Annotated in this window: 8 protein-coding genes; 5 read left to right on the top strand and 3 right to left on the bottom strand. The window is 34.4% G+C overall.

Features of this window, described 5'->3' with window-relative positions; genetic code table 11:
- The coding region (locus WBN21_RS04130; protein ID WP_424198026.1) for an endonuclease/exonuclease/phosphatase family protein at positions 1–563 on the bottom strand (563 nt) is incomplete at its 3' end.
- A gap of 54 nt (positions 564–617) precedes the next feature.
- The gene (locus WBN21_RS04125) at positions 618–1,442 is read right to left on the bottom strand and encodes a universal stress protein (protein ID WP_424198025.1); all 825 of its coding nucleotides are present in this window, start codon (positions 1,440–1,442) and stop codon (positions 618–620) included.
- Positions 1,443–1,576: 134 nt separating this feature from the next.
- Here WBN21_RS04125 and rimP point away from each other — a divergent pair, with 134 nt between their 5' ends.
- The 3 genes from rimP to infB all read left to right on the top strand — a co-directional run bounded on the left by rimP (position 1,577) and on the right by infB (position 6,135).
- On the top strand, positions 1,577–2,038 hold the full coding sequence (gene rimP, locus WBN21_RS04120; protein WP_424198024.1) for a ribosome assembly cofactor RimP: 462 nt from the start codon (positions 1,577–1,579) through the stop codon (positions 2,036–2,038).
- 11 nt (positions 2,039–2,049) lie between these two features.
- Complete coding sequence (nusA, locus tag WBN21_RS04115; protein ID WP_424198023.1) at positions 2,050–3,282, top strand: transcription termination factor NusA; 1,233 nt, start codon at positions 2,050–2,052, stop codon at positions 3,280–3,282.
- Between the two features lie 78 nt (positions 3,283–3,360).
- A complete protein-coding gene (gene infB, locus WBN21_RS04110; protein WP_424198022.1) occupies positions 3,361–6,135 on the top strand; it encodes a translation initiation factor IF-2 in 2,775 nt (924 codons plus the stop codon).
- A 91-nt stretch (positions 6,136–6,226) separates the two neighbouring features.
- On the opposite strand, the gene WBN21_RS04105 is transcribed toward infB, so the two are convergent.
- Positions 6,227–6,616, bottom strand: a complete 390-nt coding sequence (locus WBN21_RS04105) for an SPOR domain-containing protein (protein WP_424198021.1) — start codon at positions 6,614–6,616, stop codon at positions 6,227–6,229.
- 301 nt (positions 6,617–6,917) lie between these two features.
- Here WBN21_RS04105 and WBN21_RS04100 point away from each other — a divergent pair, with 301 nt between their 5' ends.
- Both WBN21_RS04100 and WBN21_RS04095 read left to right on the top strand, forming a co-directional pair.
- The gene (locus WBN21_RS04100) at positions 6,918–8,213 is read left to right on the top strand and encodes a c-type cytochrome (RefSeq protein ID WP_424198027.1); all 1,296 of its coding nucleotides are present in this window, start codon (positions 6,918–6,920) and stop codon (positions 8,211–8,213) included.
- Between the two features lie 71 nt (positions 8,214–8,284).
- A partial coding sequence (locus WBN21_RS04095; RefSeq protein ID WP_424198020.1) for a TAT-variant-translocated molybdopterin oxidoreductase occupies positions 8,285–10,641 on the top strand: 2,357 nt, incomplete at its 3' end.

Genomic DNA, 10,641 nt, shown 5'->3' with positions numbered 1-10,641 from the left:
GCCCGCATGTCCAAATCCGTACCGTAAATAATATGGGCTGAGCAAAGTGAAAATTTAAACCACCCAGCTTGGAATGATGCAAAAAATGGAGAACGTGCCACCTGGTTGCCTGCTATTAAATCTTTTTTTGGTAATACTATCTCACCAATTAAATTGCGAAAAAACACGCGACTGGTATTATATACAAATGCCATACGTTCATTATTTCCGCCTTTGTGAATGGATACGTCTGACACAAAGAAGTCCCAATTAGGTCCTAATAGCTTAACCAAACGCCTTAGCGGATCTAAATCATTCTTTATTTCTTGAATGGAACAAATATCAAAATGATCAATAATTTCTGCGATATAATGGTAGCTTTCGTCCAACCTTAAAACGCCATCATCAAAAGCTCGAATATTCCAAGATCCTATTATAAGCGAATTTGGTTGGCGATCTTTTTTGATGGTATGGTTTAAATCGTGACGCAAGGTTAATAATCTGGAGGCAATCCATTTTTCTTTATCTGGATAATCAGGGTCAGGTTTTGTTTTGTAGTTTTTTAAATCATGATAAAAAGCCATAGTAATTGCTCTGTTGATTAATAATTATTGAATTGAAACTGCAAAAAAAAGATTCTAGATTTTAAAAGTCACAACAGGTCGTTTCGCATGATTTACCAAATCTTCACTAATACTACCATTAAAAAAATGAGAAATACCGCGCCTGCCATGAGTACTCATGCCAATTAAATCGGCTTGGATAGACTGCGAAAAATTCATAATTCCCTTTTCTATTGTTAAATCATTATAAATATTTATGGTGTAATTTGAAAAATCAGACGAATTAACAAAATCTTGCATGCGTTTATTACTATGTTCAGAAGTCTTAAAAACGTTAGGCGTGTTAACCGTAAGTAAATGTAGTTTAGCATCAAAAAACTTCACAAATTCAATAGCTTTTTTGTAGGCTACTTTGCTTTCTTCTTTAAAATCGGAAGCAAAAACAAAATGCTTAACCTTAAAGATTTCATGCTCTTTTTTTACTACAAGTACAGGTATTTCAGAAGTTCTAACTATTTTTTCGGTATTACTTCCTATAAGCATCTCTTTTAAGCCGCTTACACCGTTAGAGCCCATTATTATTAAATCGATATCATGCTTTTTACAGTTGTGAAAAACGCCTTTAAAAATTTCGTTAAAATCTACTATTTCGTGTACTTTTACTTCTTGTAAGTATCGTTTTCTTAAAATAGTTCCAAACTTTTTTTGAGCCAATTTCATAAAAAACATGGCTTCCGGTAAATCGCTTTGCGAACTCATAGCATCTATTTCCTGCAGAGGTATTTCAATAAGGTGAAGTAAATAAATTTCGGCATTATGAGTTTTAGCTAATTGCGCAGCTACTTTTAAAGCATTTTCAGCTTGGTCAGAAAAATCGGTTGGGACTAGTATTTTTTTCATAAAAAGTAAGTTAAGTTGAATCTAAATTTATAAAAAAATCCTTTAAAAATCAATAAAATATTATATATTTGCACCGTTGAAAGGCGAAATTAAAGATATGAGGGGACGGAAAGTCCCCTCTTTTTATACTAAAAATGTTTAAAACTAAAGTTACAGAATTACTTGACGCTGCATTAATTGAGCGGCCAGATTTGTTTTTAATTGATTTTACTATCAACTCTGAAAACCATATTAAGGTAATAGTAGACGGTGATAATGGGCTTTTAGTTGAAGATTGTATGTTTATTAGCAGGGCTATTGAACATAATTTAGACCGAGAAGAACATGATTTTTCTTTAGAAGTTATGTCGGCAGGAGCAGCATCTCCATTAACACATAAACGACAGTATAAAAAAAACATTAAAAGAACGCTTAATGTAAGAACAGCTTCAGAAGAAATTGAAGGAACCCTTACTAAAGCAACTGATGATAATATCACATTAGAGTGGAAAGTTAGAGAGCCAAAACCAATAGGTAAAGGCAAAGTAACTGTAAAAAAGGAAGCAAATATTCCTTATGAAAATATTGTAGAAGCAAAAGTTATGATTAAATTTTAATTTAAAGAGTTATGGAAAATATCGCATTAATTGAATCTTTTTCAGAATTCAAAGATGATAAGCTAATTGACAGAGTAACGTTAATGGCAATTTTAGAAGATGTATTTAGAAGCGCCCTTAAAAAGAAATTTGGCGATGATGATAATTTTGATATCATTGTTAATCCAGATAAAGGGGATTTAGAAATATGGAGAAATAGAATTGTTGTTGCTGATGGTGAGGTTGAGGAGCCTAATCAAGAAATTTCATTAACCGAAGCTCGTAAAATTGAGCCAGATTTTGAAGTTGGTGAAGATGTGTCTGAAGAAGTTAAGCTCGTTAATTTGGGAAGACGTGCTATTTTAGCATTACGTCAAAACCTGATTTCTAAGATTCATGAGCATGATAATACCATAATCTATAAGCAATTTAAAGATTTAATAGGAGAAATTTATACAGCCGAGGTGCATCATATTCGTCACAGAGCAGTCATTTTATTAGATGACGAAGGAAACGAAATTGTGCTTCCAAAAGACAGACAAATACCTTCAGATTTTTTCAGAAAAGGTGATAATGTTAGAGGGGTTATTGATAGCGTAGAGCTTAAAGGAGCAAAACCAACTATCATTATGTCAAGAAGTTCCCCTAGATTTTTAGAAAAATTATTCGAACAAGAAATACCAGAAGTTTTTGATGGTTTAATTACTATCAAGCATGTAGTGAGAATTCCTGGCGAAAAAGCAAAAGTAGCTGTAGATTCTTATGATGATAGAATAGATCCTGTTGGAGCTTGTGTAGGTATGAAAGGTTCAAGAATTCATGGTATTGTTCGTGAATTAGGAAACGAAAATATTGACGTTATCAATTATACTAATAACTTGCAATTATTTATTACAAGAGCATTAAGTCCTGCGCGTGTTACGTCTATTAAATTAGATGAAGAAAACAAACGTGCCGAGGTTATACTTAAGCCAGAAGAGGTGAGTAAAGCTATTGGTAGAGGCGGCCACAACATACGGTTAGCTGGACAATTAACAGGTTATGAAATTGATGTATTTAGAGAAGGTGCTGAAGAAGATGTTGAATTACGTGAGTTTACAGATGAAATTGAAGGCTGGATTATTGATGAGTTTAGTAAAGCAGGTTTAGATACTGCAAAAAGTATATTAGAACAAGATATTAATGATCTTGTTAAGAGAACGGACTTGGAAGAGGAAACTATCCAAGATGTTATTAGAATTCTGAAAGAAGAATTTGAAGAATAGTAAATAAAAGTGCAGATTTGCATGATATTATGCTTTAATTGGTATAATATATATATTTGAGTATTTTAAAGGCGATTTATGGCTGAAACAATTAGATTAAATAAAGTATTACGTGAGCTTAACATCTCTCTAGATCGTGCGGTGGAATTTTTGGATTCTAAAGGCGTAGATATAGAGAAGCGTCCCACTACGAAAATTTCTGAAGAAACGTATTCCCTTCTTTCAGATGAATTTGAAACGGATGCTAGTAAAAAAGTTAAGTCTCAGAAAGTAAGCGAAGCTAAGTTAAAAGAAAAGGAAGATTTACGTGTGAAGCGTGAAAAAGAATTAGAAGCAAAGCAAAAAGTACAAGAAGCCAGAGAAAAAGCTAAGCAAGAAGAAGTGGTTAAAGCTTCAGCAGAACTTTCAGGACCTAAAACTGTTGGGAAAATAGATTTAGATACTAAGAAGAAAACTGAAGAGAAACCTGGTGAACCTAAAAAATTGGTTGTTGTAGAACCAGTTAAGAAAGAGGTTAAGGAAGTGGTTAAAGAAGAGTTGAAAGAAGAAACTGTTAAGGCAGAAACTCCTAAAACTGAAGTAAAGCCAGCCGCCGAAGTAAAAAAATCAGATGCCAAAGTTGAGAAACCAAAAAAAGAGGTTTTAAATGAGCAAGGAGAGGTAATTCCAGATGAAAAGGTAACTACCCAATATAAAAAACTTACTGGGCCTAAAATTGCTGGAGATAAAATTGATTTATCGAAGTTTAATAAGCCTAAAAAGAAAAAAGAAGATAAAAAACCAGATGCTAAAACTGGAGATGCTAATAAAAAGAAGCGTCGTAGAATTAGTAAGGCTGGTGCACCTCAAACGGGTAATACAATGCCAGGTGGTCCAAGAACTGGTGGAAATGACCGATTTAAAGGTAAACCGGGGCAAGGGCGTCGAAATGGTGTAAAAGAAGAACCTTCTGAAGAGGATGTGAAAAAACAAGTGCGTGAAACACTAGAAAAACTTCAAGGTAAATCAAGCAGAGGAAGAGGCGCTAAAAACAGAAGAGATAAAAGAGATAAACATAGAGAGCAAACAGAAATTGATCAGCAAATAGAAGCTGCAGAAAGCAAAATCATTAAGGTGACAGAGTTTGTTACTGCAAGTGAAATGGCAACCATGATGGATGTTGGCGTAACTCAAATTATCTCTGCGTGTATGTCACTAGGAATGATGGTTACAATGAATCAGCGTTTAGATGCTGAAACATTAACTATTGTTGCCGATGAGTTTGGATATCAAGTTGAATTTGTAAATGCAGATATTGAAGAATCAATTGAAGAATTTATAGATAAACCAGAAGATTTAAAACCACGTGCGCCAATTGTTACGGTTATGGGTCACGTCGATCATGGTAAAACATCGCTTTTAGATTACATTCGTCAAGAAAATGTAATTGCCGGAGAATCTGGTGGAATTACACAACATATTGGAGCTTATGGTGTAGAACTAGAAAGTGGACAAAAAATAGCATTCTTAGATACTCCGGGTCACGAGGCCTTTACAGCCATGCGTGCTCGTGGTGCTCAAGTTACGGATATAGCTATTATTGTTGCTGCTGCCGATGATGATATTATGCCACAAACAAAAGAGGCTATTTCGCATGCTCAAGCTGCAGGAGTCCCAATTGTTTTTGCTATTAATAAAATTGATTTACCAGCTGCTAATCCTGAAAAAATTAAAGAGGGACTTGCTCAAATGAATTTATTAGTTGAAGATTGGGGTGGTAAAGTTCAATCTCACGATATTTCAGCTAAGGTTGGAACAGGAGTAAAAGAATTATTAGAAAAAGTATTACTTGAAGCTGAATTATTAGAGCTTAAAGCAAATCCAAATAAACCAGCTATTGGTACAGTTGTAGAAGCGTTCTTAGATAAAGGTCGTGGATATGTATCAACAATTCTTGTTCAAGCAGGAACTTTAAAAGTTGGAGATTACGTATTAGCTGGTCAACATAGTGGTAAAATAAAAGCTATGCATGATGAGCGCGGACATGATGTTGTTGAAGCTGGACCTTCAACACCAGTTTCAATTTTAGGATTGGATGGAGCACCACAAGCAGGTGATAAATTTAATGTATTTGCGGACGAGCGTGAAGCAAAACAAATTGCTTCAAAACGTGCACAATTACAACGTGAGCAGTCTGTTAGAACGCAACGTCATATTACTCTTGATGAAATTGGTCGTCGTATTGCACTAGGTGATTTCCAAGAATTAAACATTATCCTTAAAGGTGATGTTGATGGTTCTGTGGAAGCATTAACCGATTCATTCCAAAAATTATCTACTGAAGAAATTCAAGTAAATATATTACATAAAGGAGTAGGAGCCATTACCGAAAGTGATGTGTTATTAGCTTCGGCTTCTGATGCTATTATTGTTGGATTTAATGTGCGACCTGTTGGAAATGCACGTCAAATTGCAGATAAAGAAGAAATTGATATCAGAACATACTCAATTATCTATGACGCGATTAATGATCTTAAAGATGCAATGGAAGGCATGTTGTCTCCTGAGCTTAAAGAAGAAATATTAGGAACAGCCGAAATTAGAGAAATCTTTAAAGTAACAAAAATTGGCAGTATTGCTGGTTGTATGGTTACTAATGGTAAAATCCTTAGAAGTTCAGGTATTCGTTTAATTCGTGATGGTGTTGTGGTTTTTACTGGTGAATTAGCATCCTTAAAACGATTTAAAGATGACGCTAAAGAAGTGGCAAAAGGATACGATTGTGGTATGCAAATTAAAAATTATAATGACATTAAAGAAGGTGATATTATAGAAGCTTTCCATGAAGTTGAGGTTAAGAAGAAATTGAAATAGTCTTCACTTAATAGAATGATTTTAATAAAAAGAGCGACCATTTGGTCGCTCTTTTTATTTTTGGAATTTAGATTTTTTATTTGGTAACTTTTTAATTCTTAGGCTTAAAAATAAAGGCATTAGGAAATTTTTTCTTAATTTTTTTCAAAGCTCTATCTGCTTCTAATCGTGTTCTAAAATTACCTGCCCAAATTTTAAAGTTAGGTGTTTCGTATTGAATGCTTGAATGCCAATCTCCAATGGAACTGTTAAACTCATTTTGGGCTTCATAAGCTCCAGAACGATTTCCTGAATAAACTTGAATTTTATAGCGTTCGGAGCTTGTTTCATTCTTATTCATCTCCTTTTTTAAATCTAATAAAACAGTTATATGTTTATCTTGATTTATTACAACATTTCCTTGTTGAGCATAGCTAATTGATGAGGTTAATACTAAACATAAAAGGCTAAACAAACTTATTTTTAAATGCAATGGTTTCATGTGTGGGTTTCTTATAATTTATCTATAATCTTTAACTTCTCAATAATCATTAATTAATAACTATTTAAAATTACAGGTATGATTTTATTTTTAAATATTTTTTACAAATGTATACGTTATAAACTTAATTGTGGTTCTTTTTATTATTTAGAATCCCTCTAAATTAGTAATTAACACTTCTCTAACATTTCTAAAATCGACTTTTAATATTACTTTTGCGAGAGATTTTTTTAACTGTGTTTTTTCTATTCATGTAATGAAAAAACCATACCAAAGTTTAGAAGTTAATTTAACCAACAATATGATACAGGTAAATTACCGTAAATTAAGTAATAGCATTCTTCGTTTGAGCTTAATTATTTTATTAGCGTTTACAACCGCTCTTTCCGCTCAGGAGGGAGATCCAACAAAAGGAAAATCATTATTTAACGCCAATTGTGCTGCATGTCATCAGTTAGATAAAAAAATGACTGGACCTGCTTTACGTAATGTAGAAGCACGTTTAGATGAAGAGCAAGGTTTAGATCGTGCTTGGATTGCTGCTTGGATTCGTAATAGTGCCGGTGTAATTAAATCTGGAGACGCCTACGCAAACAAAATATATGACGAATACGGTGGTGCAGCGATGACTGCTATGCCGCAATTGTCTGATGACGACATAAGTAATATTTTAGCTTATACAGCTGAAGAAAAGAAAGCGCCTGTTCAAGCTGCTGCTCCAGTTGGAGGAGGAGAATCAAGTGGTGCTTCAAGTGGTATTTCAAACGAAATTATATTAGGTGCCTTAGCTATTTTATTTATTCTTTTAGCTGCTGGATTGTATTTGGTTAATAAAACTTTACGTCGTTTTGCAGATGCTCAAGGGATTAATTTACCAGAAGATTCAAAAAGAAAGCCACTTTGGAAAGCATTCGTGCAAAACCAATTTTTAATGTTAGTTGTTTCTATATTCTTTTTATTAGCAAGTGCTTATTTTGTTTATGGATATTTTATGCAAATAGGTGTAGATCAAGGTTATGAGCCGGTTCAGCCTATTCATTACTCACATAAAATTCATGCAGGTGATAACGGTATCGATTGTAAATATTGCCATTCTTCAGCCAGAGTAAGTAAGCATTCAGGTATTCCATCACTTAATGTATGTATGAATTGTCATAAGTCAATTTACGAAGTAGCACCAGAAACAGCTACTGCAGAATACTCTAAAGAATTCTATGATGGCGAAATCAAAAAATTATACGCTGCTGTAGGATGGGATGATGCAGAGCAGAAATATACAGGTGAAACACAACCAGTAAAATGGGTGCGTATTCATAACTTACCAGATTTTGTTTATTTTAACCATTCACAGCACGTAACTGTTGCTGGTGTTGAATGTCAAACATGTCACGGACCTGTTGAAGAGATGGAAATTATGTATCAACATGCGCCATTAACCATGGGCTGGTGTATCAATTGTCATAGAGAAACCAATATAGATGTTAAAGACAATGCCTACTACACAAAAATACATGAAGAATTATCCAAAAAGTATGGTGTAGAAGAGTTGACAGCTGCTCAAATGGGTGGTCTGGAATGTGGTAAATGTCACTACTAATTAGGTAGTTTTCTTTTCGATAAAGAGGAGTAATTAAATAATAAAAACAAGAAGTAATTCAATTATATAATATGTCATCAAACAAGAAATACTGGAAAAGTGTTGAAGAGCTAAACGAAAATAGTTCTATTGTTGAGACGCTAAAACAAAACGAGTTTGTAGCAGAGATTCCTACTGATGAATTTTTAGGTGATAAAAAGACTTTAGAAGAAACATCTACAACACGTCGCGATTTCTTAAAATATGTAGGATTTAGCACAGCTGCAGCATCTTTAGCTGCTTGTGAGGGTCCTGTAAAAAAATCAATACCTTATATAGTGCAACCAACAGAGATTGTTCCTGGGGTTGCAAACTATTATGCAACAACAATTGCAGATGGTTTCGATTTTGCTAGTGTTTTAGTAAGAACCCGTGAAGGGCGTCCAATTAAAATTGAAAATAATACGTTGGCAGCTACTAATGGTAGTGCGAATGCTAGAGTAAATGCTTCGGTTTTAGGATTGTATGATAGCCTGAGAGTTCAAGGTCCTAGAAAAGGTGAAGATGCTATATCTTGGAGTGATTTTGATGATGAAACTTCTCAAAAATTAACTGATATTGCTGCGGCTAATAAAAGCATTGTATTATTAACACAAACATTTGCTAGTCCTTCTACAAGTAAGTTGATTTCAGAATTCAAAGAAAAATATGGTAATGTAAGTCATGTAGTATACGATGCTGTTTCAGAATCGGCTGCACTTGATGCATACCAAGCTAAATATGGAGAACGCGGATTAGCTAATTACGATTTCTCTAAAGCCATGACCATCGTTTCTTTTGGTGCAGATTTCTTAGGAGATTGGCAAGGTGGTGGTTTTGATTCTGGATATTCTAAGAATAGAGTGCCAGATCATGGTAAAATGTCAAGACACTTGCAATTTGAGTCAAATATGTCTCTTACTGGTGCAAATGCTGATAAACGTGTGCCATTAACACCAACACAACAAAAACTGGCTTTAGCTAAATTATATAGTTATGTCGTGGGTGGGTCGGTTTCAGCAACCTTACCAGAAAATATTGAAGATGCTGTTAAAAAAGCAGCGTCTGAACTTAAAAAAGCAGGAAGTAAAGGTTTAGTAATTACTGGTATTCAAGATGTAAATGCACAAACCGTTGCTTTAGAAATAAATGAAGTTTTATCTTGTCAAGCTCTTGATAAATCATCTCCTATAAAAACTAGACAGGGTAGCGATGCTGCGGTGGCTAGTTTGGTTGATGATATGAAAGCTGGACGTGTTGGAGCACTTATAATGAGTGGTGTAAATCCAATTTATACCTTACCAAATGCTTCAGATTTTGCTGAAGGATTGAAAAAGGTAGAATTATCTGTGGCGTTTTCTATGAAAGTAGATGAAACGTCTTCGGAAGCACAATATATTGCAGCAGCACCACATTATTTAGAATCTTGGGGTGATGTTGAAATTAAAAAAGGACATTATGGGTTAACACAACCAACAATTCGTCCTTTATTTGATACCAGACAATTTCAAGACGCTTTATTAAAATGGACAGGAAACGATGTTTCTTATCATGATTATATTAAAGAAGCGTGGGGAACAGGAATTTTAGGTGGAGGTTCTTTCAATAAAGCATTACATGATGGTGTGTTTGTTGGAACAATTGCTACTGGTACAGTAGAAACTTCAAATGCTGAAGAATCAGCTGAAGCACCTTCAGGAAATGCGGCTAGAGCTTTAGCGGCTTCTGCAAAATCAAATTCAGGTTTAGAATTAACTTTATATACTAAAATAGGTATGGGTGATGGTCAACAAGCCAACAACCCATGGTTACAAGAATTTCCGGATCCGCTTACCAGAGCATCTTGGGATAACTACTTAACTATTTCAAAAGCCGATGCTGATGCTAAAGGGTTATCTAATACCCACGTTGCAAATGGCGCATTGAATGGTAGTTATGCTAATGTTACTGTAAATGGAACGACAATAAAAGTCCCAGTAATGATTCAACCAGGCCAAGCAAAAGGTTCTGTTGGTTTAGCATTAGGGTACGGAAAAACATTAGGATTAAAAGAGGAAATGCAAACAGGTGTTAACGCTTATGCATTTTATCAAAATTTTAATAGCGTTCAAGACGTTACTGTTGAGGCAGCGGCAGGTGAGCATGAATTTGCTTCAGTACAGTTGCACAATACCTTAATGGGACGTGGCGATATTATTAAAGAAACAACTTTAGAGATATTCAATACTTCAAATAGAGATGTTTGGAATAAAGTTCCAACAGTTTCATTAAATCATCAAGAAACTCCAGTTACTTCTCCAGAAGTTGATTTGTGGGATGAATTTGATCGTTCAATAGGACATCACTTCAATTTAGCAATCGATTTAAACGCTTGTACAGGATGTGGTGCTTGTGTTATTGCTTGTCATGC

Origin of the sequence: Algibacter sp. (assembly GCF_049667265.1) — a bacterium.
Taxonomy (GTDB): Bacteria; Bacteroidota; Bacteroidia; order Flavobacteriales; family Flavobacteriaceae; genus Algibacter_B.
The sequence above is the reverse complement of the archived record's forward strand: the minus strand, read 5'-3'. Positions and strand labels throughout refer to the sequence as shown.